At 62.9% G+C, this 26,908-nt stretch carries 25 protein-coding genes; 10 read left to right on the forward strand and 15 right to left on the reverse strand.

Annotated features, from left to right (window positions below):
- The first annotated feature begins 17 nt into the window (after positions 1–17).
- Positions 18–977, forward strand: a complete 960-nt coding sequence (locus V1289_RS11050; RefSeq protein WP_334407391.1) for a D-2-hydroxyacid dehydrogenase family protein — start codon at positions 18–20, stop codon at positions 975–977.
- Positions 978–1,052: 75 nt separating this feature from the next.
- Here V1289_RS11050 and V1289_RS11055 read toward each other — a convergent pair whose 3' ends face one another.
- A complete protein-coding gene (locus tag V1289_RS11055) occupies positions 1,053–2,348 on the reverse strand; it encodes a L,D-transpeptidase family protein (RefSeq protein WP_334396979.1) in 1,296 nt (431 codons plus the stop codon).
- 340 nt (positions 2,349–2,688) lie between these two features.
- Between V1289_RS11055 and V1289_RS11060 the strand changes: the two genes are divergently transcribed.
- Positions 2,689–3,474, forward strand: a complete 786-nt coding sequence (locus V1289_RS11060; protein WP_334396980.1) for a hypothetical protein — start codon at positions 2,689–2,691, stop codon at positions 3,472–3,474.
- A 49-nt stretch (positions 3,475–3,523) separates the two neighbouring features.
- On the opposite strand, the gene V1289_RS11065 is transcribed toward V1289_RS11060, so the two are convergent.
- The 5 genes from V1289_RS11065 to V1289_RS11085 form a co-directional block, all read right to left on the reverse strand.
- Complete coding sequence (locus tag V1289_RS11065; RefSeq protein ID WP_334396981.1) at positions 3,524–5,008, reverse strand: tyrosinase family protein; 1,485 nt, start codon at positions 5,006–5,008, stop codon at positions 3,524–3,526.
- 136 nt (positions 5,009–5,144) lie between these two features.
- The gene (locus V1289_RS11070) at positions 5,145–5,681 is read right to left on the reverse strand and encodes a DUF7868 domain-containing protein (RefSeq protein ID WP_334396982.1); all 537 of its coding nucleotides are present in this window, start codon (positions 5,679–5,681) and stop codon (positions 5,145–5,147) included.
- A 129-nt stretch (positions 5,682–5,810) separates the two neighbouring features.
- Entirely contained in the window at positions 5,811–6,668 is an 858-nt protein-coding gene (gene sseA, locus V1289_RS11075; RefSeq protein WP_334396983.1) for a 3-mercaptopyruvate sulfurtransferase, read from the reverse strand.
- A 139-nt stretch (positions 6,669–6,807) separates the two neighbouring features.
- The gene (locus V1289_RS11080) at positions 6,808–7,221 is read right to left on the reverse strand and encodes a rhodanese-like domain-containing protein (protein ID WP_334396984.1); all 414 of its coding nucleotides are present in this window, start codon (positions 7,219–7,221) and stop codon (positions 6,808–6,810) included.
- A gap of 151 nt (positions 7,222–7,372) precedes the next feature.
- Entirely contained in the window at positions 7,373–8,548 is a 1,176-nt protein-coding gene (locus V1289_RS11085) for a vWA domain-containing protein (protein ID WP_074273766.1), read from the reverse strand.
- A 251-nt stretch (positions 8,549–8,799) separates the two neighbouring features.
- Between V1289_RS11085 and V1289_RS11090 the strand changes: the two genes are divergently transcribed.
- The 5 genes from V1289_RS11090 (at position 8,800) to V1289_RS11110 (ending at position 14,252) form a co-directional block, all read left to right on the forward strand.
- A complete protein-coding gene (locus V1289_RS11090) occupies positions 8,800–9,642 on the forward strand; it encodes an AAA family ATPase (protein ID WP_309179036.1) in 843 nt (280 codons plus the stop codon).
- Between the two features lie 76 nt (positions 9,643–9,718).
- Positions 9,719–11,221 (forward strand): flavin-containing monooxygenase, encoded by a 1,503-nt coding sequence (locus V1289_RS11095; protein ID WP_334396985.1) that lies wholly within the window; start codon positions 9,719–9,721, stop codon positions 11,219–11,221.
- A gap of 213 nt (positions 11,222–11,434) precedes the next feature.
- Positions 11,435–12,484, forward strand: a complete 1,050-nt coding sequence (locus V1289_RS11100; protein WP_334396986.1) for an aromatic ring-hydroxylating dioxygenase subunit alpha — start codon at positions 11,435–11,437, stop codon at positions 12,482–12,484.
- 4 nt (positions 12,485–12,488) lie between these two features.
- Positions 12,489–13,244: a GntR family transcriptional regulator gene (locus V1289_RS11105; protein ID WP_334396987.1), complete on the forward strand. Its 756-nt coding sequence runs from the start codon at positions 12,489–12,491 to the stop codon at positions 13,242–13,244.
- A 15-nt stretch (positions 13,245–13,259) separates the two neighbouring features.
- Positions 13,260–14,252, forward strand: a complete 993-nt coding sequence (locus V1289_RS11110; protein WP_334396988.1) for a PDR/VanB family oxidoreductase — start codon at positions 13,260–13,262, stop codon at positions 14,250–14,252.
- Positions 14,253–14,450: 198 nt separating this feature from the next.
- Here V1289_RS11110 and V1289_RS11115 read toward each other — a convergent pair whose 3' ends face one another.
- From V1289_RS11115 to V1289_RS11130, 4 genes are all read right to left on the reverse strand, one after another.
- Positions 14,451–16,088, reverse strand: a complete 1,638-nt coding sequence (locus V1289_RS11115; RefSeq protein WP_334396989.1) for a GMC family oxidoreductase — start codon at positions 16,086–16,088, stop codon at positions 14,451–14,453.
- 28 nt (positions 16,089–16,116) lie between these two features.
- The gene (locus V1289_RS11120; RefSeq protein ID WP_334396990.1) at positions 16,117–16,710 is read right to left on the reverse strand and encodes a GNAT family N-acetyltransferase; all 594 of its coding nucleotides are present in this window, start codon (positions 16,708–16,710) and stop codon (positions 16,117–16,119) included.
- A gap of 140 nt (positions 16,711–16,850) precedes the next feature.
- Positions 16,851–17,777, reverse strand: coding sequence for an SMP-30/gluconolactonase/LRE family protein (locus tag V1289_RS11125; RefSeq protein ID WP_334396992.1), 927 nt, complete (start codon positions 17,775–17,777; stop codon positions 16,851–16,853).
- Between the two features lie 212 nt (positions 17,778–17,989).
- Positions 17,990–18,826, reverse strand: coding sequence for an AraC family transcriptional regulator (locus V1289_RS11130; RefSeq protein ID WP_334396993.1), 837 nt, complete (start codon positions 18,824–18,826; stop codon positions 17,990–17,992).
- 241 nt (positions 18,827–19,067) lie between these two features.
- Here V1289_RS11130 and V1289_RS11135 point away from each other — a divergent pair, with 241 nt between their 5' ends.
- Positions 19,068–20,300 (forward strand): ABC transporter substrate-binding protein, encoded by a 1,233-nt coding sequence (locus V1289_RS11135; RefSeq protein WP_334396994.1) that lies wholly within the window; start codon positions 19,068–19,070, stop codon positions 20,298–20,300.
- Positions 20,301–20,462: 162 nt separating this feature from the next.
- On the opposite strand, the gene V1289_RS11140 is transcribed toward V1289_RS11135, so the two are convergent.
- Positions 20,463–20,855: a hypothetical protein gene (locus tag V1289_RS11140; protein WP_334396995.1), complete on the reverse strand. Its 393-nt coding sequence runs from the start codon at positions 20,853–20,855 to the stop codon at positions 20,463–20,465.
- Positions 20,856–21,033: 178 nt separating this feature from the next.
- Between V1289_RS11140 and V1289_RS11145 the strand changes: the two genes are divergently transcribed.
- Positions 21,034–21,258 carry a hypothetical protein gene (locus V1289_RS11145; RefSeq protein WP_309179049.1) on the forward strand — a complete coding sequence of 75 codons (225 nt, stop codon included), beginning with the start codon at positions 21,034–21,036 and terminating at the stop codon, positions 21,256–21,258.
- A 226-nt stretch (positions 21,259–21,484) separates the two neighbouring features.
- Here the strand turns inward: V1289_RS11145 and V1289_RS11150 are convergent, their stop codons facing one another.
- The gene (locus V1289_RS11150) at positions 21,485–21,919 is read right to left on the reverse strand and encodes a cupin domain-containing protein (RefSeq protein ID WP_334396996.1); all 435 of its coding nucleotides are present in this window, start codon (positions 21,917–21,919) and stop codon (positions 21,485–21,487) included.
- 324 nt (positions 21,920–22,243) lie between these two features.
- Positions 22,244–22,897: a glutathione S-transferase family protein gene (locus tag V1289_RS11155; RefSeq protein WP_334396998.1), complete on the reverse strand. Its 654-nt coding sequence runs from the start codon at positions 22,895–22,897 to the stop codon at positions 22,244–22,246.
- Between the two features lie 194 nt (positions 22,898–23,091).
- Here V1289_RS11155 and V1289_RS11160 point away from each other — a divergent pair, with 194 nt between their 5' ends.
- Positions 23,092–24,315, forward strand: a complete 1,224-nt coding sequence (locus V1289_RS11160) for a polyhydroxyalkanoate depolymerase (protein WP_334396999.1) — start codon at positions 23,092–23,094, stop codon at positions 24,313–24,315.
- Between the two features lie 355 nt (positions 24,316–24,670).
- Here the strand turns inward: V1289_RS11160 and V1289_RS11170 are convergent, their stop codons facing one another.
- Together V1289_RS11170 and V1289_RS11175 are read right to left on the reverse strand one after the other, a co-directional pair.
- A complete protein-coding gene (locus V1289_RS11170) occupies positions 24,671–25,420 on the reverse strand; it encodes a transporter substrate-binding domain-containing protein (RefSeq protein ID WP_442896176.1) in 750 nt (249 codons plus the stop codon).
- 223 nt (positions 25,421–25,643) lie between these two features.
- On the reverse strand, positions 25,644–26,819 hold the full coding sequence (locus tag V1289_RS11175) for an ABC transporter substrate-binding protein (RefSeq protein ID WP_334397000.1): 1,176 nt from the start codon (positions 26,817–26,819) through the stop codon (positions 25,644–25,646).
- Positions 26,820–26,908: the final 89 nt, after the last annotated feature.

Here is a 26,908-nt window from a genome sequence, read left to right on the forward strand (position 1 = left end):
CCAGGAACGGACCTCCGATGACGCGGCTGCGCTGTGCAATTCTCGATGACTATCTCAATCTGGCCCTGAGGGTCGCGGACTGGTCGAAAATCTCCGACCGCGTCGATGTCACGGTGTTCAATCAGCCGTTTGCGACCGCCGAGGCCGCGGCCCGCGCGCTGCAGGATTTCGAGATCATCTGCGCGATGCGCGAGCGGACGCCGTTTCCGCGCACCTTGTTTGCGGCCCTGCCGAAGCTGAAGCTCTTGATCACCTCGGGCATGCGCAATGCCGCGATCGATTTCGATGCCGCCAAGGACCACAAGGTGACGCTGTGCGGGACGCAATGGGGACGCGATCCCACCGCGCCGCTGGCGATGGGCCTGATCCTGGAACTGACCCGCAATATCGGCCGCGAGAGCGCGCGGATGCATGCCGGCGAACCCTTGCAAAAGTTCGTCGGTATGGAAATCGAAGGCCGGACGCTGGGCGTGATCGGCCTCGGCAAGCTCGGCAGCAAGGTCTCAAAGCTCGCTCAGGCCTTCGGCATGAACGTGATCGCCTGGAGCCCGAACCTGACGGCCGAACGCTGCAAGGAAGTCGGCGTCGGCTACGCCAGCAAGGAGGAATTGTTTGCGACCGCCGACGTCATCACCTTGCATGTGGTGCTGGGCCCGCGCTCGCGCGGGCTGGTGGGAGCAGCCGATCTCGCGCGGATGAAGCCGACCGCCTACCTCGTCAACACCGCGCGCGGGCCGATCGTCGATGAAGGCGCGCTGCTCGAAGCCCTGACACAGAAGAAGATCGCGGGCGCGGCCGTCGACGTGTTCTCGGCCGAGCCGCTGCCGGTCGATCATCCCTTCCGCAAACTCGACAACCTCGTGCTGACGCCGCATCTCGGCTACGTCACCGAGGACAGTTTCCGCAATCACTATAGCCAGATGGTCGAGGGCATCGACGCCTGGTTCATGGGCGAACCGCTGCAGAAGCTGGCTTAGCCCTCTTCGCAGTCGCAACGAAAAAGACGCGCTATCGCGCGCCTTTTTGGATGATGTCGCGGACGATCGGCGGCCTCAGCGCACCGTCACCGGTGCGGGCAGCGGCGGCACCACGGTCGGCTGCGTTCCCGGAAGGGGCTGGGCCAACTGCGCGGACGCCGGACGCGGCGCCGCGGGTCCACCGGGCGGCGGCGCGGCTGACGCGGTGAGAGCTCCCGGCGGCGGGCCACCGGGCAGCACCACCACGCGGGTGCCGACCTTCACGCGCTCGAACAGATCAGAGACATCCTCGTTCAGCATGCCGATGCAGCCCGAGGAGACGAACTTGCCGATCGTCGAGGGCTGGTTGGTGCCGTGGATGCGGTACACGGTCGAGCCGAGATACATCGCGCGGGCGCCCAGCGGATTGCCGGGGCCGCCGGCCATGAAGCGCGGCAGATAGGGCTGACGCTCGATCATCTCGGTCGGCGGATGCCAATCCGGCCACTCCGCCTTGCGGGTGATCTTCTGCACGCCGGTCCAGGTGAAGCCGTCGCGGCCGACGCGGACGCCGTAGCGGATCGCACGGCCGCCACCGAGGATGTAATAGAGGTAGGTGTTCGGGGTATCGACGACCAGCGTGCCCGCGGGCTCCTTGGTCGCGAACGCAACTTCCTGGCGGCGCAAATTGGGCGCGAGCTGCGCAGGACCCGTTTCCGGCTGTTCATCGGGCGGCAGTGCGGACAGCACCATCGGCTTGCCATCGGCGCCCACAGGCGATTGCTGCGGCTGAACCGCTCCGGTGACGCTTGGCGCGGTGCCGACGGCCTCCGGCGGACGCAAGCCGCGATCGTCGTTCGGATACATCACGCCCGCAGCCGGAACGCGGCCATCCGGACGGTCGGAATAGATCACCGGCGGCGGACCGGCAGGGCGGCCGTAACGCGGATCATCCGGCGACATCACCGGACCTGTCGGCATCGGTGCGCCGCGTTCGGAATAGACCGGGGCGCCCATCGGACGGCCATAACGCGGGTCGTCCGGAGAAAGAACGGGGCCTGTAGGCACCGGTGCGCCGCGATCGGAATAAACCGGGGCGCCCATCGGGCGGCCATAACGCGGGTCGTCCGGCGACATTACCGGGCCGGGCGGCGGCAGCGCGGTCGAACTCTGCGCGTTCGGCGCGTCGTCATCTTCCAGGGCATCGAAATCCGGCATGCCGGGGCCGCGGCGTTCATCGACGACATAGCCGCCGGGCGGATAGGGTCCCGGAGCCGTCGAATAGACCGAGCCGGGGGGTACCGGATAGCTCTGTTGCGCCTGGGCAAGCGAAGCTCCCGCCGCGCAAGCAGCCACGGCAGCACAAATCGTCAGAATGCGGTTCATCATCATCGTTTTTATATAGTCCCCAAGCCACACCGGACCGTTAACGGCAGATGGCCGAAGATAGCGGCGCATTCAAGACAAATCAGCGAAACTCGGCCCAAATCGGTCATTTTGTGATCGCCCGTGACAGCTGCGGTAAAGATGCCTCACCTCCGCAAAAACATGGCTCTGCCGCCCGATCGCGAGCGCCGGCCGCATATTTTGTAACGAACAGCGTCGAAGCGTTGCGATATTCTCGAATCGGTCTGATTCGCGGCGTGCGAAGCTGGCTTTGTGGTCACCGCGTTCCCTTCAAGTCTCAACGGCCCGATCCAAGGGCCCCCCGCCAAAGGCGGAACCCGCGACCATGCTCCCCGGCTTTCGTTTCCTGTTCGCCGCGATCATCCTGTCGATGTCGGTCCTGGTCTTCGGGCTTGGCGCGGCGGCGCTGTTGCGTGCCGCGCATGAGCAATTTGCCAGCATGCCGTCGCGACAGCCACCGCCTGAAACCGTGTTTGCGCAGCCGAGCGAAGCGCCAGCGCCGACACTGGCGCTGCTGCGCGTCGAGCCGCCGGTCGAGGAGAATACGCCGGACAATGTTGCCGTGGCTGCGGCACCAACCGAGCAGGCTGCGGATGCCGTGCCGCCGGCAGAGCCCGAAAAGCTGGCGGCGCTGAAGCCGGAGGACGCGTCCCCGCCGGAGGCGGCGAAGCCGGACATCTCGACTGCAGCAACTGCGCTCGACATGCCGACCGCCCCAGCTCCAGCCGAGACGCCCGCTTCAACCGACGAGCCGAAGCTCGCAGCGATCGCCGAAACGCCGCCACCGGTCACCGAAACTGCGCCGCCTGTCACAGAAACTGCGCCACCGGTCACTGAAACCGCGCCGGTGGCGTCCGAGCAACCGGCCGTGGTGCCCTCGCCCGAGACCAGCATCGCAGCGACCAGGATCGCCACGCTGGGCGGTCCAGCGGTCGCGATCAATCCGGCCACAACAGCAAAAGCCGACGCAACACCCGCAGGGAAGCGGGCGCAGCGTGCCCGGGAACGCCGGCGCATCGCACGACGCGCGCGCATTGCGCGACAGGCAGCGGCGGCTCAGCCACAAGCCAATCCGTTCGCACAACCCTCCATCACGCCGAGAGCGCGCTAGCGAAGCGCGCGGGACAGGCGCGCTTCACCGCAAATTTCGCGGGCTCGCCCTACTGCTCGACGAACGAGATATTGCCGACGACCGCTTTCGCGTCCGCGGCCGGCGCCTTCGCCGGAACGATCGTCACTGCGTGCTCGGCCTTCAACAGACCCCTGGCATCGAGATTGGCGGCAATGTCGGTGATGTCGAAGCTGATCGACCGGGCAACATCCGCGTGGTCGTGGTCGTCGCCATGCGCAACCGCGGCGAAGAAATTGAAGGATCCGACATAGTGGCTGTTGACCGGATCGGACGGCGGATTGTCGGGCAGATCGAGATAGACGCGGAACAGCGTCTCCGGCTGCGCATCGGCCTTGAAGTCGTTGATGACCAGATAGACCCGGTGATTCTCCGGCAGGGCTGAAAGCCTGGCGGACAACGGTGACGCCGCGGCCGAGGGAGATGCAGCGGCCTGCAGGCTGACCCGAACCGGCGCAGCGCCAAGCGCCACCGGTCCACTCTGTGTCTTCGCCACCGTCACCGGAGCCGCGGCCGCCGCAGGCGCGAGCGACTCGGCAACCGAAGCGACGAGCTTCGTACCGATCAGCTGATCATATTGGTAATCGCACTTCTTGGTGTTGGTGTAATCCTTCACGATCGCCTTGACGCCCTTGCCGTCGGGGCCGGCGAATATGAAGACCTTGCCCTGCCACGCCGCGGTGTTGGGATTGGCGTGACCGGCGTTGTTCCAACTCGCCCAGATGCGATCGATGTTGCAGTGATGCATCCAGAAGATCGGGTCGTTCGCGGCCCAGGGTATCTGGCCCATGCCCTGGCTGTTGCCGGTGAAGACGTGCACGTTGCCGTGAAGACCGAAGTCGAGCGTCTGGTTGAAACCTTGTATCGCGCCACTCGGCAGATATTGGGTTTCCGCCATCGCCGGCGCAGGACTCATATCGCTGGCCGAACCGCCGGCGGCGAAGATCGGCTGCCCTGCATTGGATGTCGGATTGCGGTTCGGGCGATACAGCGGACCCCACAGCGGGTCATTCGGCAGGCGGAATTCCTTCGGCACGGCATAGCCGGCCGGCACCGTATAATTCCAGTAGGGCAGCGTGAACTTGGGATCCTTCAGGACCGCGCGGATGATCTCCTCGAAGTAGCAGACATACATCCGGTGCCACGGGCAAAAATACGGCTCGCCGGAGGCCGCGAAGTGCCCCTGGCAGGTGTTCCACATCTCGGTGGCCAGCGTCTTGTTCGGCGACGGGTTGGGCCCGAAGATCTGCGTCAGCGCCGCCGCCTTGGTGGTATTGGTCGGCACCGCGTGCGTGTACCACTGGAAGGTCCAGCTCAGCGGATCCTTTGGCGGTAGCGCCATCATGAGCTTCACGGCCTGGGCATATTTCTTGAGCATCACCTGGCCGTTCGGCGAGGCCAGATTGTACCGGATCGACGTTGCGGCATTCGCTTCCCGGATGGAGCCGGGCATTAGGCTCGCGCCTGCTCCGGCAAGCCCGCTGACGACGAGATGACGACGCGACAGCTCCGCCATGTCTACCTCCCTCGGTTGTGATGATCCGCACGATCGCGCGCAGACTACCGCATCGAGGGTGTCGACACAACAAAATGCAATCTTTAATTGCCGGATCAAATTGCCGGTTGCTGCGTCATTTGGCTGCAGATACAGGCTACTGCTCGACCAGCGCGACCTCGGCGATGACAGGCTTGGCGCTGGCACGGGGCCTACCGGCCGGAACGATCGTTACGGTTGTAGTGTCGCCCAGCGAATGGCGCGACTGCAGCGTCCGGAGGAGCGCGGTCACGTCGAAACTAAGAAAGCGCGGATCGGATCGCGCGGCTCCCACGGCATGGAAGAAATTCAGTGAGCCGACATAATAAATCGCGTCGGGACTTGGCGCGACGCCCGGCGGTAGCCCGAGGTAAATCTGGTAGATCGTCTCCGGCGGCTCGTCGGTGCCGAGCCCTCTGGCGACGAGATAGACCTTGCGGTTCTCGCCGACGCTTGCGACCCGCGCGGACAGCGCCTTGCCGGCAGTCGGAGGCGCAAGCGTCACAGCCACCGGCCCGGTGCCGAGCGCGACCGGCGCACCGGCCGACGTCGCGAGCGTTTCGACATGTTCAGCGGCCACCGCGTTGACACCCGTGGTCATGGCCGCGACCGCGGCCGGCAAGAGCAGCCAAAAGGCCCATCGACCTGTCCGCATGATCCGACACCTTGGGCAGCGCGCGTTCGGCTGCCGTGCATCTCGGATGTAATACCGCAATTGCGATACCACCCTCGCTTGCGACCACCGGTCGCAGCAATTTTCCGTGAAGCGGCCGGCGTGCGTCACTCAGGCCGGGCCGGTCGCAACCGGCGGTCCGTTGGGCAAACCCCATTCGGCCCACGAGCCGTCATAGAGCGCGGTGCCGCGTACGCCGAGGCGATACAGCGCCAGCGTCAGCACCAGCGCGGAGACGCCGGAGCCGCAGGTGGTCACGATTGGTTTCGTGGTGTCGACCCCGGCGCCGGCAAATGCCTTGCGCAGATCATCGAGCGATTTCATCGCGCCGGTCCTGGCGTCGAACAATTCAGCGTAAGGCACATTGCGGCTGCCGGGAATGTGGCCGGAGCGGGAATCCGGCCGTGGCTCAGCCACGGTACCTTCGAAACGCCCGCGCGGGCGGGCATCGACCAACTGCTCGGCGCGCGTTTCGATATTGGCGAGCACTTGCTGCTGGCTTCGGATGTAACTGGGATCGAGCCTGGCCGTGAACTGTCCGGGTTTCGGCGTGACCTTGCCGGATTGCGTCGCACGGCCTTCGCTGGTCCATTTCTTCAAACCGCCATCCAGCACCTTCACGTTGCGATAGCCGAATGACAGGAACATCCACCACGCCCGCGGTGCTGCGACCCAACTGCCGGAATCGTAGGCGACCACGGTATCGCCGGTGGAAATGCCGAGCGCGGCCACATCGCGCGCGAACTGCCCGGCGTCGGGATACATGTGCGGCCGCGGGTCATTGTGATCGGAAACCGCGTCGACATCAAAAAATGCTGCGCCTGGAATATGCGCGGCGAGATAATCATCCAGCGGCAACGGCAGCACGCCCGGCAGCTTGAACGAGGCATCGATAATCCGGACAGTGGGATCGTCGAGATGTGCGGCGAGCCAGTCGGTGGAGACCAGCGGATCGTCGGTGGTGGTCATGTGTGGAAGATCCTCGTTGTCATTCCGGGATGCGCCGGCAGGCGCAGACCCGGAATCCAGAAGTTGTTCCAGGAGATTCCGGGTTCGCGCTGGCGCGCGCCCCGGAATGACGAAGTGAGAGAGCGAAGGCGCGTCAACCTCAGCCCTTCTTCTTCGGTTCCCACTTTTCGACCGGCCCGCCGGCGTCGCGCCAGGCGGCAAAGCCGCCGCCCATATGGGCGACCGGCTTCAGGCCCATGTCCTTTGCGGTCTTGGCCGCCAGCGCCGAGCGCATGCCGCCGGCGCAGTGGAAGATGAATTTCTTGTCTTCCTGGAAGATCGGCTTGGCGTACGGGCTCGCCGGATCGATCCAGAACTCCAGCATGCCGCGGGTGCAGGAGAACGCGCCGGGAATCTTGCCGTCGCGCTCGATCTCGCGGGGATCGCGGATGTCGACGATCACGACGTCGGGACTCTGCGCGGCCTTGATCGCGTCCGCCGCGCTGACGGTCTCGATCTCGGCATTGGCTTCGTCGATCAGGGATTTGATACCGCGGTGAATGGTCTGGGGCATTTTGCATTCCCTCTCAATTTTTCTTGGCCCGTCATTCCGGGGCGATGCCACCGGGTCCGCGCGAAGCGCGGCCCGATGACAGGCTCCGCATCGAACCCGGAATCTCGAGATTCCGGGTCTGGTCCTTCGGACCATCCCGGAATGACTGATGTCACCGCACCAGTTCCTTCATCGCGCCTTCCAGTCCCTCGATCGTGATCGGATACATGCGCTCCGAGAACAGGCGGCGGATGATGGTGGTGGATTCCGAATAGTCCCAGTGTTTCTGCGCCACCGGATTGAGCCACACCGCATGCGGATAGGTGCGCGTGATGCGGTCGAGCCAGACGGATCCGGCCTCTTCATTGACGTGCTCGACCGAGCCGCCGGGGACCATGATCTCGTAAGGGCTCATCGAGGCGTCGCCGACGAACACCACCTTGTAGTCGTGCGGATATTTATGCAGCACGTCCCAGGTCGGCGTGCGGTCGGTGAAGCGGCGCTTGTTCTGCTTCCAGACGCCTTCATAGAGGCAGTTGTGGAAGTAGAAATATTCCATGTGCTTGAATTCGGTCTTGGCCGCCGAGAACAGCTCCTCGACCTGCTCGATATGCGAATCCATCGAGCCGCCGATGTCGAAGAACACCAATACCTTGACCGCGTTGCGCCGCTCGGGGCGCATATGTACGTCGAGATAGCCGTGATTGGCGGTTTCCTTGATCGTGGTGTCGAGATCGAGTTCGTCCGGCGCGCCGGTGCGGGCGAACTTGCGCAAACGTCTCAGCGCGATCTTGATGTTGCGGATGCCGAGCTCGACATTGCCGTCGAGATCTCTGAACTCGCGCTTGTCCCAGACCTTTACCGCGCGGTTGTTGCGGTTCTTCTCCTGGCCGATCCGCACCCCTTCGGGATTGTAGCCATGGGCGCCGAACGGCGAGGTCCCTGCGGTGCCGATCCATTTGTTGCCGCCCTGATGGCGGCCCTGCTGCTCTTTCAAGCGCTGGCGAAGCGTCTCCATGAGCTTGTCCCAGCCCATCGCCTCGATCTGCTTCTTCTCTTCCTCGGTAAGGTATTTTTCCGCGAGCTTCTTCAGCCATTCGGCGGGAATGTCCGCCTTCTCCATGGCGTCCAGGAGGCTTTCCAGTCCCTTGAACACGGTGCCGAACACGCGATCGAACTTGTCGAGGTTGCGCTCGTCCTTCACCAAAGCGGCGCGGGAGAGGTAGTAGAAATTCTCCACCGTCTGCTCGGCGAGATCGGCGTCGAGCGCCTCCATCAGCGTCAGATATTCCCGTAAGGTCACGGGGACCTGGGCGTCGCGCAGCGATGTGAAGAATTGCAGGAACATGCTCTCTAGATCGCCCGCCGGGGGGCCCCCGTCAAGGGCCGCCGCCACGGTAAAGCCCGCTGGCAGCTATTCAGTTCTGACAAACAATCCGCAAGGATTTGCTGCGCGCGATGCATTCCGCAGGGCGGAAACAGCGCGCCCTTGCGCGAAGTTGCCTCCAACATTGTTTGAAACGGCCTATGCGGAATCCGCGGTAGACCTGCCGGCTTTTTCCACTAGTATCAAAATGAAACCTATCCATACGGGGTATTATGAAATTTACCGGTACCAAGGACTACGTCGCCACCGACGATCTCAAGATCGCCGTCAACGCCTCGATCGTGCTCGAGCGCCCGCTGCTCATCAAGGGCGAGCCCGGCACCGGCAAAACCGTGCTGGCCGAGGAAGTCGCCAAAGCGCTCGGCGCGCCGCTTCTGACCTGGCACATCAAGTCCACCACCAAGGCGCAGCAGGGTCTCTACGAATACGACGCGGTGTCTCGGCTGCGCGACAGCCAGCTCGGCGATGCCAGGGTCTCCGACATCTCCAACTACATCAAGCGCGGCAAGCTGTGGGAAGCCTTCACCCACGACAAGCGTCCGGTGCTCCTGATCGACGAAATCGACAAGGCTGACATCGAATTCCCCAACGACCTCTTGCTCGAGCTCGATCGCATGGAGTTCTTCGTCTACGAGACCGGCGAGAACATCAAGGCGAGCCTGCGCCCGATCGTGATGATCACTTCGAACAACGAAAAGGAACTGCCGGACGCGTTCCTGCGCCGCTGCTTCTTCCACTACATCAAGTTTCCCGACGCCGACACCATGAGCCGGATCGTCGACGTGCATTTCCCGAACATCAAGAAGCGCCTGGTGGAAGAAGCGTTGCGGATCTTCTTCGAGGTGCGCGAAGTGCCCGGCCTGAAGAAGAAGCCCTCGACGTCGGAGCTGCTCGACTGGTTGAAGCTGTTGCTGAACGAAGACATCACCCCGGAAATGCTCAGGGAACGCGACCCGCGCAAATTGATCCCGCCGCTGCACGGCGCGCTGCTCAAGAACGAGCAGGACGTGCATCTGTTCGAACGGCTGGCGTTCCTCAGCCGCAGGGAAGTGTAATTCGCCACTGAACGTGCCGGGGCTCAAGTTCCGGCACCTCAGTTACGCGGACGCAACAAACAAAAGATCAGGGAATATGAACGTTCAAAGCCAAGTTCACACAACTGCGCCCGGCACGACCGAACATTTCGACGTCCTGATCGCAGGCGCCGGCATCTCCGGCGTCGGCGCCGCCTATCACCTGACCACGCAGTGCCCGGGCACGAGTTTCGTCGCCCTCGAAACCCAGAAGACTTTTGGCGGCACCTGGAGCACCCACCGTTATCCCGGCATCCGCTCCGACAGCGATCTCCACACGTTCGGCTACCGCTTCAAGCCATGGACCAGCGCGCCGATCGCGAGCGCCGCCGAGATCCTCAAATATATGGGCGAGGTGATCGAGGAGAACGATCTTGCCCGCCACATCCGCTATCAGCACACCATCACCTCGGCGAAATGGTCGAGCGCGCAAAATCTCTGGACCATCGAGGCCACCCGAGGAGACACCGGCGAAACGGTTCGTTTCACCACCAACTTCTTCTGGATGTGCCAGGGCTATTACCGCCACACCGAAGGCTATACGCCGGAGTGGAAGGACATGGCCAGGTTCAAGGGCCCGATCGTCCATCCGCAGAAATGGCCTGATGACCTCGACTACAACAACAAGCGTGTGATCGTGATCGGCTCGGGTGCTACAGCGGCGACCCTGATCCCGGCCTTGGCGGGTGACTGCGCGCATGTCACCATGCTGCAGCGCTCGCCGACCTATTTCCGCACCGGCCGCAACGCGATCGAGATCGCCGAGCAGCTGCGCCTGTTGCAGGTCGACGAGAAATGGATCCACGAAATCACGCGGCGCAAAATCCTGTTCGATCAGGACGCCTTCACCCGCAAGACCTTTGAGGAGCCCGAGGCGGCCAAGAAGGATCTGCTGTCCGCGGTCGAGGCTTATCTGGGCAAGGATTACGACATCGCCACCCATTTCACGCCAAAATACCGGCCGTGGCGGCAGCGCATCGCCTTCATCCCCGACGGCGATTTGTTCCAGGGCATCAAGTCCGGCAAGGCCTCGGTCGTCACCGACGAGATCGACCGCTTCACCGAGAAGGGCATTCTGCTGAAGTCGGGCAAGGAACTCGAAGCCGACATCATCATCACCGCGACCGGCTTCAACCTCTCCGCCAACGGCGACATCGAATTCGCCGTCGACGGCAACCCGCTGGATTTCGCCGATACCGTGACCTATCGCGGCATGATGTTCACCGGCGTGCCCAACTTGGTCTGGGTATTCGGCTATTTCCGCGCCAGCTGGACGCTGCGCGTCGATCTGGTCGCCGACTTCGTCTGCAAGCTGCTCAACCACATGAAGCAGACCGGCGCCAGGAAGGTGGCGCCGGCGCTGCGGCCGGAAGACCACAACATGCCGCTGCTGCCCTGGATCGATCCGGAGAATTTCAATCCGGGCTACATGATGCGCGGCATGCATCTGCTGCCGAAGCGCGGCGACAAGCCGGAATGGCAGCACAACCAGGATTACTGGGCCGAGAAGGACGAATTCCCGGCCATCGATATGAACGACCACGTGTTCGTGTACGGCTAGCCACGCCAATCGCCTGACAGCTGCTCGGCTAAGGCCTGCCAGATTTCTGAACCGCTCCCCGCCCGGGAGCGGTTTTTTATTGCCTGGAGACGCATTTATCCAAATAAATGTATACCTTAAAGGTATTATAGAACCTAAATATTCCAGTATTTGCGATATTCGCGATCCTCTTGTATACACACTGAGCTCAGTTTGTCGTACGGGAGTTCAGCCATGCCGACACCCTTTCCGCTCAATGCCTGGTACGCCGCCGCATGGGATGTCGATCTCAAGCACGCGCTGTTTCCGCGAACGATCTGCGGCAAGCATGTCGTGATGTACCGCCAGTCCAACGGGCAGGTATCGGCGCTGGAGGATGCCTGCTGGCATCGCCTGGTGCCGCTGTCGAAGGGACGGCTCGACGGCGACACCGTCGTCTGCGGCTATCACGGGCTGAAATACAATTCGCAGGGCCGCTGCACCTACATGCCCTCGCAGGAAACCATCAACCCGTCGGCCTGCGTGCGATCCTATCCCGTGGTCGAACGCCATCGCTTCATCTGGCTGTGGATGGGTGACCCGGCGCTGGCCGATCCGGCGCTGGTACCGGATATGCACTGGAACGACGATCCGGACTGGGCCGGCGACGGCAAGACCATCCATGTGAAATGCGATTACCGGCTCGTGGTCGACAATCTGATGGACCTGACCCACGAGACCTTCGTGCACGGCTCCAGCATCGGCAACGAGCACGTCGCCGAAGCGCCGTTCGACGTCACCCATGGCGAGCGCACCGTGACGGTGACGCGCTGGATGCACGGCATCGAGGCGCCGCCGTTCTGGGCGGCGCAGTTGCAAAAGCCCGGTCCGGTCGACCGCTGGCAGATCATCCATTTTCAGGCGCCCGGCACCGTCAATATCGACGTCGGCGTCGCGCCTGCGGGCAGCGGCGCGCCGCAAGGCGACCGCTCGCAGGGCGTCAACGGCTTTGTGCTCAACACCATGACGCCGGAGACCGACACCACCTGCCACTATTTCTGGGCCTTCGTCCGCAGCCACCGCCGCACCGAGCAGAAGCTGACGACCGAGATCCGCGAGGGCGTCGCCAGCATTTTCCACGAGGACGAGATCATCCTCGAGGCGCAGCAGCGCGCCATCAGCGAGAACCCGGACCGCACCTTCTACAATCTCAACATCGACGCGGGCGCAATGTGGGCGCGCCGCGTGATCGACCGGATGGTGGCCAAAGAGACCTCGCCGCCAAACGCGCAAGCCGCGGAGTAAAACCATGAACGAGCGCGATTCCGAACGATCGGTCTCGCAGACCGTGCGCGCCCAGCTGGCGCTGCGCGACCTGATCCTGTCCGGACGGCTGCGGTCGAGCGAGCGCATCTCCGAACTGCAGGCGGTCGAAATCACCGGCGTATCGCGGACGCCGGTGCGGCTGGCGCTGGTCCGGCTCGAAGACGAAGGCCTGCTGCAGGCGATTCCCTCCGGCGGCTTCATGGTGAAGGCGTTCACCGAACGCGACATCCTCGATTCGATCGAGCTGCGCGGTACGCTCGAGGGCCTCGCCGCCCGCTTCGCCGCCGAGCGCGGCGCCAGCGCCCGCAGCCTCGAGCCGCTGAAGGAATGTCTCGCCGACCTCGACCAGCTGGTCCGGCAGGACCGGGTTTCGGAAGAGGTTTTTTCCGCGTACGTGACCTTGAACGCGCGCTTTCACGCGCTGCTCACCGAGCTTTCCGCCAGCGCGCCGCTGATTCGGGAGATCGACCGGGTCTCGGCGTTGCCATTTGCCTCGCCGAGCGGGTTCGTGATGGCGCAATCGGCGCTGCCCGAGGCGCACCAGATCCTGCTGATCGGGCAGGATCATCATCGCATCGTGCTGGACGCGATCGAGAACCGCGAAGGCGCTCGCGCCGAGGCCGTGATGCGCGAGCATTCCCGCCTCGCTGCGCGCAATCTGCGGCTGGTGCTGCGCAACCGCGGCCATCTCGAGCTTTTGCCCGCGCTGGCGCTGCTCAAATCGGCGACCGCCGAATAGCGAGGAAACACCGCCATGCGTTTTGCCGAGCAATGGAACTGGTGCACGGTCGAGGCGACAACCGACGTGACACCAATGATCCGCGAGATCAGGCTTCGTCCCGACGGCGGGCAGGTCGCCCCCTACCCGGTCGGCAGCCATATCGGCGTCGCCGTCCTGGTCGACGGACAACCGCAGCGGCGCTGCTATTCGCTGGTCGGCGACCGCAATCCGGAGAGGTATCGCATCGCGGTGCGGCTGGCGCCGGACAGCCGCGGTGGCTCGCGCGGGATGTGGCATTTGAAGCCGGGCGCGCGGATCGAGATTTCCAGCCCGGCCTCGCTGCTCGACATCGACTGGAACAGGCAAAGCTATTGTCTGATCGCGGGCGGCATCGGCATCACGCCGATCGTGGGCATCGCCAGCGCCTTGCGCCGCAGGAATATCGACGCCCGCCTGCACTATGCCGTGAAGTCGCGCGCGGACGCCGCCTATCTCGACGAACTGTCGGCGATGCTGGGCGATCGGCTGATCGTTCACGCCAGCGATGAAGGCGCGCGGATCGATCTCGACGCCACCTTTCAGGCGCTGCCGGATGACGCCATCGCGATCATGTGCGGCCCGATGCGGATGCTGGAAGCGGCGCGCCGCGCCTGGAACGACGCAGGCCGCCCACCCGCCGATCTGCGCTACGAGACCTTCGGCTCCAGCGGACTGTTGCCGACGGCGGAGTTCCGCGTGCGGCTGAAGAATTCGGACACCGAGTTGGTGGTGCCGCAAACCAGCTCCATGCTCCACGTGCTGAACGAGGCCGGCTTCGAGGTGATGTCGGACTGCCAGCGCGGCGAATGCGGGGTTTGCGCCGTCGACGTTGTAGCGATCAACGGCGAGATCGATCATCGCGACGTCTTCTTCAGCGACCAGCAAAAGCGCGACAATCGCAAGATCTGCCCGTGCGTGTCGCGCGCGGTGGGCACCGTCACCATCGACACGCTGTACCGGCCCGAGGCGGTCTGCCCCTTAGTCTAAGGCAATTCCACTTCGCTGGCCCCATCCTTCGAGACGCGGCGAAGACGCCGCTCCTCAGGATGAGGTCCGAGATAGCTTCATAGCCTTTCAGGATGAGGTCTCAGACCCTCATGGTGAGGAGCGCATCTTCGCGCGTCTCGAACCATGAGGCCACGGGAAAAGCGGCAATGATTCAAGCAACCGGAAATCGCTCAATACCTACTGCGCGAACTTCACGGCCTCCGGCGCGGCCTTGCCGCGGATCATGTCGGAGGCCTTGTCGGCGATCATCAGCGTCGAGGCATTGAGATTGGCCGAGATCATCCGCGGCATGATCGAGGCGTCGACCACGCGCAGGCCCTGCAGCCCGTGCACGCGCAGCTGGTCGTCGACCACGGCCCATTTGGCGTCCGCCGGACCCATCCGGCAGGTGCAGCCGGGATGGAAGGTAGTGGTGCCGCGCTGGGTTGCCGCCGCCAGGAATTCGTCGTCGGACTGCACGTTGGGGCCGGGAAAATCCTCATAGGCGTAATACCGCGCCAGCGGGTTGGAGGCGAGCAGCCGCCGCGCCAGCTTCATGCCGGCGACGACGACGCGGCGATCGAGTTCTTCGACGAGATAATTGGTCTGGATGATCGGCGGCGCAAACGGATCGGATGAACGGGCGCGGACATAGCCGCGGCTCTCCGGCCGCTGCTGCCATGAGGCGATGGTCATGCCGGGTTCGTCTTCAAGCTGGCCCTGCACGCCTTCCTTGTAGCTTGCCGGCGTGAACGTCAGTTGCAGATCGGAGCTTTCGGTGGTCTCGCCGGAATGCCAGAAGCAATAGACCATGGTCGGCGACAGCGAGAGCAGGCCGCGCCGGGTCGTGGCCCATTTCAGCGCCTCGACCCACAGGCTTAACCCCCGCCGGAGTTCGTTGATGGTCCTGATGTTCTTGACGCGCGCGACCGAACGCGGTGCGTAATGATCCTGCAACCCCTCGCCGACACCGGGCAATGCGTGACGCACCTCGATGCCGAGCGATTGCAGCAGTTCCGGCGATCCGACGCCGGATAATTGCAGCAGTTGCGGCGAGTTGTAGGTGCCGCCGGAAAGAATGACTTCCTTGTTGGCGCGGACTTCAACGGGCACGCCGCCCTTGCCGCCTTTGATGTAGCGCACGCCGACCGCGCGCTTGCCTTCGAGGATGATGTTGGTCACATGCGCGTGCGTGCGCACATGGACATTCGGCCGCTTCCGCGCCGGATGCAGGAACGCGGTCGCCGCACTGACGCGCAGGCCGTTTTGAATGGTGCGCTGGGCGTAGGAGACGCCCTCCTGGATCGCGCCGTTGTAATCGGGATTTCGGGGAATGCCGAGGCTGATGGCGCCGGCCATGAACGCCTCGCACAGCGGATCCTGCCAATCCATCGTGGTGACGGTGAGATTGCCGTCGCGGCCGCGATAGGTTTCATCGCCCTCGCCGACGCGGCGCTCCAGCCGCTTGAAATAGGGCAAGATGTCCGGATAGCCCCAGCCGCGATTGCCAAGCTGCGCCCAGGTGTCGAAATCCTGGCGCTGGCCGCGGTTGTAGATATGGCCGTTGATCGACGACGAGCCGCCGAGCGTCTTGCCGCGCGGCGCATAGATGCTGCGGCCACCGGTCCAGGGGCCCACCTCCTGCTGGTAGGCCCAGTTGACGCTCTTCATGTGGAATGTCTTGATGAAGCCGGCCGGCAAATGGATGTAGGGATGCCAATCGCTGGGCCCCGCCTCCAGCACGCACACGCTGGTGCCGGGATCCTCGCTGAGCCGGTTGGCGAGCACGCTGCCGGCAGAGCCTGCGCCGATAATCACGTAATCGAACGTTTCCATCGTATCGTTTCTAACGCGGCTGAAGAATTTACCGCGCCTTTTCGTTGAGTTGGTAGTTGAGATGCGCCTTCACCGTCGGCCATTCGCTGGCGATAATGCTGTACACGACGGTGTCGCGCAACGTGCCGTTCGGCGCAATCGAGTGGCTGCGCAAAATGCCGTCCTGCTTGGCACCCAGGCGTTCGATGCCGCGGCGGCTCTGGTGATTGAAGAAATGGGTGCGGAACTCGACCGCAATGCAATCGAGGTACTCAAAGGCGTGCGTCAACAGCAGCAATTTGCACTGGGTGTTGACGCCGCTGCGCTGCACACGCTTGGCGTACCAGGTCGAGCCGATCTCGACGCGGCGGTTCGTCGTATCGACGTTCATGTAGGTCGTCATGCCCGCGATCTGGCCGCCGGCATCGAACACCGTCCACGGCAGCATCGATCCCGCCGCCTGCAGGCCCAGCCGGCGGTCGATTTCCCTAAGCATGCCCTCGGCGCTCGGAACGGAGGTGTACCAGAGCTTCCAGAGCTCGCCGTCCTTCACGGCTTCGGTCAACCCGTCGCAATGTTCCTGCGACAGCGGCTCGAGCCGTGCATGCGTGCCGTAGAGGGTAACCGGTTCAAGCCATGGCATTTGACGTTTCCTCTCCCCTCATCCTGAGGAGCGCTTCGCTAGAAGCGCGTCTCGAAGGATGAAGCCACCGTAACCAACTCATGGTTCGAGACGCGCCGCAAGTGCGGCGCTCCTCACCATGAGGACTATCTCAATCGCCATCACTTGTTCAGAAAATTCAGCGCCAGCCCGGGCCGCGCCCAGTCCATCGCGATCAGTTCGCCCTTGCCGGAGAGCGTGATGTAGGCGGTCTTCAGGTCGGGCCCGCCGAAGGCGATATTGGTGGTGACGCGGTCGCCGGTCGGCACCTGCTCGACCAGGGTGCCATCGGGCGCAATCACGGAGATGCAGCCCGAGATCAGCGTCGCCACGCAGACATTGCCGGACGCCTCGACCGCAAGCGAGTCGAACATCTGGTAGCCGCCGAGGCCCGCGATCGGTTTGCCGCGTTCGCCGCGATAGATCACGTCGCGCGGCTTCACCGTGCCGGGCTCGGAGATTTCGTAGGCCCACAGCCGCGCGGTCGGGGTCTCCGCGATATAGACGGTGTGTTCGTCCGGCGACAGTCCGATGCCGTTGGCGGGCAGGATACCGTGCACGCCCTCGACGATCTCCTTCATGCCCGGCTTGATGTAGTAGAATGCGCCGACATCCATGTCGCGGGCGCGCCGCTTGCCAAGGTCGGAGAACCACAGCCCGCCATGCCTGTCGAACACGAGATCGTTCGGCCCGCGCAAGGCATGCTCGCCGCATTTGTCGACGACGGTCTCGACCTTGCCGCTTTGCAGATCGACGCGCTGGATCGAACCACCGGCATAATCGTCCGGCTGCGGCCCCGGCATGATGGTATTTTTGGTCGGAATCCAGCTGAACCCGCCGTTGTTGCAGATGTACATCTTGCCGTCGGGCCCGAGCGCCGCGCCGTTCGGCCCGCCGGGAATTTCCGCAACGACCTCCTTGCGCCCATCCGGATAAACCCGCGTCAGCCGTTTCCCACGGATTTCGACCAGCACCACGGAGCCATCCGGCATCACCACCGGCCCTTCCGGAAACTGCAGATCGGTAGCGAGAACGCGGACATTGGCCATGAAATCCTCCCGGCTTGCTTTTGGCTGCAGGTGGATTCCGTCGTCGATCCCGCACGCGCAACAATTCGTTGCGCGATGTTATGGCAAAGTCGCTATCGCTTGCCAAGCAAGCGCGGGGAAATCAGCGGCGCAGGGCAGCCCTGCAGGATATCAAGCCTTTATTTGACGCGTTTTCTTCACGCGAACCGGTGCCCACTTCGCTTGAAAACGCCCTACTCCTTCACCGGGATCCAGATTTCCAGCCCGCCATCGCCGGTGAGCGGATCGAACTTCTCGTCATAGCGTTCGAAGTTCGGCGCGTCGGCGGCCTTCATCCCCGACATCGGCAGCCAGTGATTCCAGATCGTGTTGACGGTGCGGCGGATGGTCGAGATGTGATCGGCATGGGTGAACACCGCGTATTTCTGTTCGGGAATCCGCACCCGGCTGAATTCGCGCGGCAGGTCGGAGAAATCAGTCACCTCGACGCCGGCGATGTAGTCGAAATTTCCGGCGTCGTCGCCGTTGCAGCAGACACCGTAGGCCAGTTTGCCGATCCGGCCGGGGATGTTGTCCACCGACTGGTGAAAGCGCTGCCACTGGTTGGGAATGCCGGCACCCTGGTTATCGTGGGTGATGCGCTCGCCGAGGCCGGCGACGAGCAACGGCTTGCTGGTTTCATAACGCGGCGGCTTGAGATGGTCGAGTGCGGTGGAATCCATCTTGATCGGCTCCTGAAGCTTGAGTTTATCCGGGCATGTGGCGGCGCGAACCATTTCCGGCGTCACGCCAAAGTGGTCGCGGAAAGCGCGGGTGAATGCTTCGTGAGAGCCGTAGTCCGCATCCAGCGCGAGGCTGAGAATGTCGGGTGCGCCGTTGGCAAGTGCGCGCGCGGCCTCGCTGAGACGCCGGGCACGCACATAGCGCATGACCGGAAACCCCGTGGCAGCGGCGAACGCCCGCACCATGTGAAAGCGCGAGACGCCGCCAACGCCTGCGATCTCGTCAAGCGTCAACGGCTGAGCCAGATGGCTTTCGATGTACCAGAGTGCCTTCTGGGCTGGATTCATGGACGACGGCCTTCATTCGAAGCGCCCGCATCATGCTCGTTTACTGCGCGCTTCACTTGACAGTCCTTGCTCCGATCCTCGCGCCCCGCCGGAACCGCCGCCCGTTCCGCCAAGCGGAATTGGCAGTACTGGTAACATGTTCCCAATCGTGCATACTGCAATCCTGCATTGATCCGACGGCTCACCAAGCTGCCCTAAAATGAAGACTGCATGAGCCTCGGCCAGCACGTCAGGGAGGACGATGATGCACTACCGTGTCTTGAGCCATGCCACATCCGTATGCCTTGCGGGACTTCTAGCCGTCGCGGTCGCAAGTTCAGCCAATGCCCAGAAGAAATACGATCCAGGCGCGACCGATACCGAGATCAAGATCGGCAACATCATGCCCTATTCGGGCCCTGCGTCCGCCTATGCCACGATCGGAAAGACCGAAGCGGCCTATTTCAACAAGCTCAATTCCGAAGGCGGCATCAACGGCCGCAAGATCAACTTCGTCTCCTATGACGACGGCTACAGCCCGCCGAAGACCGTCGAGCAGGCGCGCAAGCTGGTCGAATCCGACGAGGTGCTGTTGATCTTCAATCCGCTGGGCACGCCGGGCAATACCGCGATCCAGAAATACATGAACGCCAAGAAGGTGCCGCAGATCTTCGTCTCGACCGGTGCGGCCAAATGGAACGATCCGAAGAACTTTCCCTGGACCATGGGCTGGCAGCCCAACTACCAGACCGAAGCGCGGATCTACGCCGCCTACATCCTGAAGAACTATCCGGGCAAGACGATCGGCGTGCTCTATCAGAACGACGATTTCGGCAAGGACTATGTCATCGGGCTCCGCGACGGCCTCGGCGATCAGGCCAACAAGCTGATCGTCATAGAATCGTCCTACGAGACCGCTTCGCCGACGGTGGATTCCCAGGTGGTGCAGATCAAGGGCGCCAATCCGGACATCTTCATCAACATCGCCACGCCGAAATTCGCGGCGCAGGCGATCAAGAAGATCGCCGAACTCGATTGGCACCCGGTCCATTTCCTCACCAACGTATCGGGTTCGATCGGCGGCGTGATGAAACCGGCCGGTTACGAGAACAGCCAGGGTATTCTCTCCACCGCCTATCTGAAGGATCCCAAGGATCCCGATTGGAAGAACGATCCGCCCATGAACGAGTGGCGGGCGTTCATGACCAAATGGTATCCGGAAGGCGACCAGGACGACGCGGCGACCGTGTTCGCCTATGGCGTTGCCAAGGGGCTCGAGCAGGTGCTGCGGCAGTGCGGTAACGATCTGACCCGCGAGAACGTTATGAAGCAGGCCGCGAACCTGAATTTCGAGATCGGAATCTTCCTGCCGGGTACCAAGATCAAGACCAGCCCGACGGATTTCGCCCCTCTTGAGCAGCTTCAGATGATGCGCTTCAAGGGCGAGACCTGGGAACGCTTCGGGCCGGTGATGAGCGGCGAGAAGAGCAGCTGACCAGGTAGTACCCTGTTTCAACATCGTCATGCCCCGCCTTGTGCCGGGCATCCACGTCTTGGCGGCAACAAGAAAGACGTGGATGGTCGGGCATAGGCGAGCGGAAGCGACGCCGTCCTTCGGACGGCTATGCCCGGCCATGACGGAGTGCTGTGAACCAAACTATTTCGCGCCATCCTTCGCGGCAGGCGCAGCATCCTTCGTCGGCGGCGTACCGTCTTTGACGGGCGGCGCGTCGGCCTTCTTCTTCAAATCCTCCGCCGTCTTCTTCTGCGCCGCCTGCAGATCGTCGACGATCTTCTGCAGGGTGGCGAGCGCGCTTTTCAGCCCTTCGATCTGCCGGTTGGCGGCATCAAGCTTCTGCTGATGGTCGAGGCCGAGCTTGCTGATCGTCTTCTGCAGGAAGTCGACATTGCTCTGCAGGCAGCTGGTCCGCCGCTCCATGGTCTTTTCAACGGTGCAGATTTCGATGCCGGGAACATCCTGCGCATAGGCGCTCGCGGCGAGATGGGGCATCAGCAACGCCAAAACGAAAAGAACAGTCCGGCCGATCATCAAATCCTCATTCAAAAAGCGTTCATCACGGCAAATTGCTCGAAGCCTGCGTGCGGCGCCAGAGATACCACACTGATACCGCATTCGGGCGCTGTGGTTTCGTGGATTACAGGCAATAGACTTTTGGCCGCGGAACTCAAACCGACGTTTGCAGGCCCCGGCAACGGAGAATGATGCGATGGCAACGCGCGAAAAGCGGCTGATGCAATTTGACGGCAACGGCGAGCCGCCGCCGGACCAGTCGGTGGAGGTGCTTTGCGAGGATCACAGCGGCACCTATCAGCTGCCGTTCGCCTGCCGCTTTATCGATGGTCAATGGCGCAATGAGAGAACCGGCGGCGCCGTGGAGGCGACGGTCATTGGATGGCGGCTGCCTCGCCTCAAACAGGCGGGCACCGCCTGACACGTCACGCCCTGTGCCAAAATGCGACGAGCACGAGCGCCGTCTTAAGGTTCGGAACGCCGACGGAACGAAGCGCGTCCGAATCAGTGGTTGAGTGCCGTACTCCCCTGTTCACGGCTAGATGTCGACCGCAGTCGCAGGCGGCGCACCATATCCAGCACCACGACAATCGGCTGCACCCAGCGTCCGACGACAAAAGTTAATTCCTCCGGCGACGACATATCCGTCACTTCCAGGGCGTCGGCGGCGGCACCTTGTCGACGGCCGGCGGCACGTCGACAGTCTCGAAATCGGCGGGGCTGACGATTTCAAGATACTCCATGTCCTCCGAGTAATCGTAGAGATAGTGCGTGATACCCGGCCGCTGATGCACGACGTCGCCGGCCTGCACCAGGGTCGACTTGTCCTCGTACATGAAGCGGGCCCAGCCCTTGGTCATGATCACGATCTGGAAATTGCACAGATGCTTGTGCCAGCCGGTGCCTTCCTCGGGGGGCAGATCGGGGTTGGCCTTGACCAGATGGCAGATCACCTGGCCGCCGGTGGCGTCGGCGATGCCAAGGTCGCGATACAGGAAGAAGTCGCGCAGACCCCCGCCCTTGAATTCGGTATCAGTTGGTTTGACATGCGAAAATTTGCCGACGACAGCATGCTGATTCATTGAAGCCTCCACGGTTCTCATTGGCGAGATCGCGACTACGCAAGGCGTCCAAATTTTCGGCAGCGTCGCATCGTCGCGTTCACGGCTGTATGGTGCTATGCGAAAATCACGCCAGCCGCGCTGCACTGCGGCGATTTTGACGAGCGCCGCCGCAAAGCCGCCGAAGCATTTGGCGAGATACCGGAATTCGAGTTGGGCGATTGTCGGCGCGCCGTCTGCGACCCGGCAACACGGGCGGCGCGCATATCGTCGGCAGCACCGGCCTTAAGCAAACCCTGCCCGCTGCTTGAGCCCTTCAAACGGGCAAAGCGCCGCGCGCATTGCCTAATATTCGACCTCGAGTTCCTCGATATCGGCCGGCTCGGCCTTGGCGGCCTCGATCCACTCCTGCATTTCCGGCATGGCCATGATCGTCTTGGCGTAGGCCGCGAGCTTCGGGTCGAGCTTCACGTCATAGGTCATGAAGCGGGTCACGACGGGCGCATACATGGCGTCCGCCATAGTGCGTTCGCCGAACAGAAACGGGCCGCCCGATTCGGCCAGGCATTCGCGCCAGATGGTGCATACCCGATCGATATCGGCCTGCGCCCGCGACCAGATCTTGAAGCCGGGGAAATGGCCCTTCAGATTGACCGGCAGCGACGCCCGCAGCGTCGTGAAGCCCGAGTGGATCTCACCGCAAATCGAGCGGCAATGCGCCCGGTGGATGCGGTCCGGCGGCAACAGTCCGGCGGCAGGCATGATCTCGTTGAGATACTCGGCGATGGCCAGCGTATCCCAGACCGTGGCGCCCTCGTGCCGTAAACACGGCACCAGGATCGACGACGACAGCAGCAGGATTTCGGCCCGCGCCGATGCATCGTCGGGTGCGGTGACGACCTCTTCGAATTCCAGTCCGGCGAATTTGGTCAACAGCCAGCCGCGCAGCGACCACGACGAGTAGTTCTTGCTGCTGATGGTCAGTGTTGTTTTTGCCATAGGCCATTCCCTCACGCCTGCACGTCGATTCTACGGCCAAACGGGCACTCCCGCTCGCCCCGATGGTTCGCGGCCCGTGCCCAATGCCTATGCTACCGGCTTCTGACGCAGCAAGCGACGTGCCAGTTTTCGAGGCCGTTTGATGCCGCCTTGGCTTCGATATTGCATAGCAATACGGGAAGGGGCGGACCGGAATGAAGTCAATGATGTACCAGGCGTACCAGAACCACATGGACCTCACGGCGCCGTGGCGGACCGGAGCCGCAGCAGCCCTCAAATATCTTAATCTCGTGCCGCAGGGCGTCTCCGACAAGGTGTTCGGGCGGCTTGCGGCGGCGCTTGAATTGATTTCACGCTCCTCGCTGACCTACGCGCGCCCGCCCTACGGGATCGACGGCGTGATGGTAGGCAACCGGGAACTGAAGGTGGAGGAAGAAGTCACCTTCTCGACGCCGTTCGGCTCGCTGTTGCGCTTCAAAAAAGTGGATGGGCCGGAACAGCCGCGGCTGTTGCTGGTGGCGCCGATGTCCGGCCATTTCGCGACATTGTTGCGCGGCACCGTCAAGACGCTGCTGCAGGACCACGACGTCTACATCACCGACTGGCACAATCCGCGCGACATTCCGCTCAATGCCGGCAGATTCGGCCTTGAGGACTACACCGACCATTTGATCACCTTCCTCGACAAGATGGGCCCGCGCTCGCACATGGTGGCGATCTGCCAGCCCTCGGTCTCCGCGCTCGCGGCAGCCGCGGTCATGTCGGAGAACAATCATCCGGCGCGACCGGCAACGCTGACCTTGATGGCCGGGCCGATCGACACCCGTATTCAGCCGACCAAGGTCAATGAATTCGCCAAGAGCAAGCCGATCAAATGGTTCCAGGAGAATTTGATCAACTACGTGCCGTTTCAGTGCAAGGGCGCGTTCCGGCAGGTCTATCCCGGCTTCGTGCAGCTCACGGCCTTCGTGTCGATGAATCTCGAGCGTCACATCAAGCAGCACATCGATCTCGCCGATCATCTCGCCAAGGGCGAGAAGGAAAAGGCCGAGATCATCAAGACGTTCTACGACGAATATTTTGCCGTGATGGATCTGCCGGCGGAGTTCTACATCGAGACCGTGCGCGATGTGTTCCAGGAGCATTTGCTGCCGCAAGGCAAGTTGACGCATCGCGGCCGGCCGGTGAACCCGGCGTCGATCAAGCGCATGGGCCTGATGACGGTCGAAGGCGAGAAGGACGATATCTGCTCGATCGGCCAGACGCTGGCAGCGCAGGACCTCTGCACCGGCGTGCGCGCCTATCGCAAGGTGCACCACATGCAGGCCGGCGTTGGCCATTACGGCGTGTTCTCGGGCCGGCGCTGGAACAACGAGATCTATCCGCTGCTGCGGGATTTCGTGCACGTCAATTCTTGAGTTGACTCTCTCCACGTCATTGCGAGCAGCGAAGCGACGAAGCAATCCAGTCTTCAGCGTGTCGAAAGAACCCGACGCCGGCCGGGCACTGACCAAGTTCCTTGCCTCGCCCGCTGCCCGCGACACCCTCGTCAAGAGCGGCCTCGATCCGATCCCGGCGAGCGCGACGAATTAGCACGAGATTACTTTGCTCGACACATCTCCACCACCGTCATCCTGAGGCGCGAGCGCAGCGAGCCTCGAAGGATGAGCGATCCGGACCGTGGCCGTCGCCCTTCGGGACGCGCGCAAGAGCGCGCTCCTCAGGGTGACGGGGATAGTTCGTGCGAGCTGCTAGGATCGAAACAATCGCCCGTTACTTCGTCTTCGTCCGGATCGGGTTGTCCTTCAGCCCGTTATTGTCATAGGCCTTACGCAGCGTGCCGTTGGTCGTCGCGTCCGTCATGAACTTGGCGGCAAACGCGGCCGACAGCGGATGGTTCAACGGCACCGCCACCGCGGTGACGGTCTGCTTGAAGGTCTCATCCAGCACGTGCGTGCCCGGAATCTTCTTCGCCATGGCATTGAGCTGGTCGCGCGACAGCGCGAACGCGTCGATCTCGCCGTTCTTGAGCAGGGCAAAGATCTCGTCATAGGTCTGATAGCCGGTGACCTTGGCGTTCTTCAGATGCGCGATTGCGCCGCGCATCGTCGTCGTGTTGTTGACGGCGGCGACCTTCATGCCGGGTTGGTCGAGCGTCTGGAAATTTGCGGCCGTCGAACCGGCCTTGACGATGTAGGTGGCGTCCGCGACCTCATAGACAGGCCCGAACGACATCCTGGTTTCCCGCTCCGGGTCCTTCGGCAGGAAGGTGACATCCCAGGTGCCCTTCGCCGCGGCGTCGGTGATCTGCCCGGAGTTGTTATGCACGACGTATTCGACGGGCACGCCGAGCTGCGCGGCCATTTCCTTGCCGAGATCGACGGGTACGCCGGCATAGCCGCCGGCTTTGGTCCTGGTCGACCAGAACGCGCCGCCGGCCGCGCTGATCGCGATCGCCACCCGCAGCTTGCCGGTCGGCGCGATTTCGTCTTTCAGGGCGTCGGCGCGTGCAGGTCCGGTCATCATCATGGCTCCCAAAACGAGGCCGACGACAAGCGGCTGTTGACTGGACATCGGTTTCCTCCCATCGGCCCTTGTTGATCAGCGGGCCTTCACCGACCATTTTGGTTGATCGCGGGAGATGTTGAAACGCAAATTGCTGATCGATCCGGTAAATTTATCGAACCCCGGGGCCGGACAATCGCGAAGCCCCGCAGGGCGGGGCTTCGTTGTCGGATGGTCCGGATTACTTGCTCGCAACCTTGGTCGGATCGTTGATCGCCTTGAAGGTCTCGAATTCAACGCTATACAGCGCGCCATCGACCTTCTCGACCCGGCGGATGTAGATGTCCTGAACCACGTCGCGGGTTCTTGGATCGATCGACATCGGGCCGCGCGGACTTTCCCACGCCATTCCCTTCATGGCCTCCACGAGCGCAGGGCCGTCGGTCTTGCCTTCGGTCTTCTTCAGCGCCTCATAGATCAGGTGCATGCCGTCATAGGCGCTGACGCTGATGAAGTTCGGCCGCACATTGGCGTTGGCCTTCTGAAAGGCGGCGACATATTCCTTGTTCATTGCCGAGGGGTGATGGGCGGAATAGAAGCCGGCGGTCACGGTGCCGATCATGGCGTCGCTCATGCCGGGCAGGTCTTCGTCGTCGGCGATATCGCCGGGGCCGATCAGCTTGATGCCGGATTTATCCAGCCCGCGTTCGACGAATTGCTTGGCCAGGATCGCGGCCTGGCTGGCGGGAACAAAGACGAACAGCGTATCGGGATTGCCGTCGCGGGCGCGCTGCAGGAACGGCGCGAAGTCGGGGTTCGCCAAGGGCACCTTGAGCGCTTCCACGATGGCGCCCCCGGCCTGGGTGAAGGTCGTGGAAAATACCCCGGATGCCTCGTGCCCCGGCGCCCAGTCGGAGGAGATGATGGTGGCGCGCTTCGACCCGTTCTTCGCCGCCCAATTGGCAAGCACGCTCGCCTGCTGGGCGTGGGTCCAGCTCGTGCGCACAAAATAGGGCGACCGTTCGGTGACGATCGAGGTCCCCGACACCATGACCACCGTCGCCGTCTTGCTCTCGTTGACCAAGGGCGCAATGGCCAGCACGTTCGGCGTCAGGCCGCCGCCCAGGATGGCGACCTTGTCCGAGACGATCAGCTCCTGGGTTATCCGCTTCGAATTGTCGGGAACGCTGGCGTCGTCCCGGACGACCAGCTCGATCTTGCGGCCGGCGACCATGTCGCCATGTTGCGCCATGTAGAGCCGGGCGCCGGCGACGGCCTGTTTTCCGACCGGGCCCAAAACACCTGTGAGCGGCATGACCAGCCCGACCTTGATGGCCTCTTGCGCTGCAACTTCGCCGGCGAACAACGCGACGGCCAGGGCCGACGCCGCCAATAAATGGAAAGATTTCCCGAGCATGACCGCCTGCCTCCCTCAGTATCGATTGTTAATGGGCTACGCTTAGGCGTATTTTCTCATATGCGGCAGCCGCAAGATTGCGTCGCGCG

It is taken from the genome of Bradyrhizobium sp. AZCC 2289, assembly GCF_036924615.1.
Lineage (GTDB): Bacteria > Pseudomonadota > Alphaproteobacteria > Rhizobiales > Xanthobacteraceae > Bradyrhizobium.